We start from the raw sequence: 555 nt of genomic DNA on the forward strand, positions 1-555 counted from the left end.
AAACAATACAAAGGGGCTTGACAGCCCCTTGATTAATCTTCCATGTTCTTGACAATTTTTTTCAACTCGGCTGTATATTTGTTTTTATCGCCTGTTTTCATTTCAGCAAGGATAATATCCAAGTCAGCCTTGTTCATTCCCTTGATATAGACAGACTTGATAATTTCGTCAACTGGAAGCACCCCGTTGAGTTTGTCAGCGTTTAGCAACGCTCGCATTGATACAATTGCCCTTGTTTGCGTTTTGTCGATAGCTTTTCTCAAGTCAATTGTAAACTCGTATAAATCGTTATCGCTTGTAAAGCCACGTTCTAACTCGGTATCATAGTCAAACTCAATCTGAACAAATCGGTCAAGCGTAGCCCCATCAAGTTGGTTACGTCCGATATATACAGCATTGGCACCCGTACCCCAAGTGTTGCTTGCTGAAACAACTCTAAAGCGTTCGTGCTTTCTAACTCGCCCGATTGGAAAATCAAAATAACCATTTGCAATAGCGCTATTCAATACAATAAGCGCTTCGGGAATACTTGCGTCCATTTCATCAAGGAAGAAC

1 protein-coding gene is annotated in these 555 nt (G+C 40.9%); it reads right to left on the reverse strand.

Annotated features, from left to right (window positions below):
* Positions 1-32: 32 nt before the first annotated feature.
* Positions 33-555 (reverse strand): hypothetical protein (locus BTA35_RS17995; RefSeq protein ID WP_202931298.1); only part of this gene is annotated, 523 nt, incomplete at its 5' end.

Origin of the sequence: Oceanospirillum linum, from assembly GCF_001995095.2 — a bacterium.
GTDB lineage: Bacteria > Pseudomonadota > Gammaproteobacteria > Pseudomonadales > Halomonadaceae > Oceanospirillum > Oceanospirillum linum.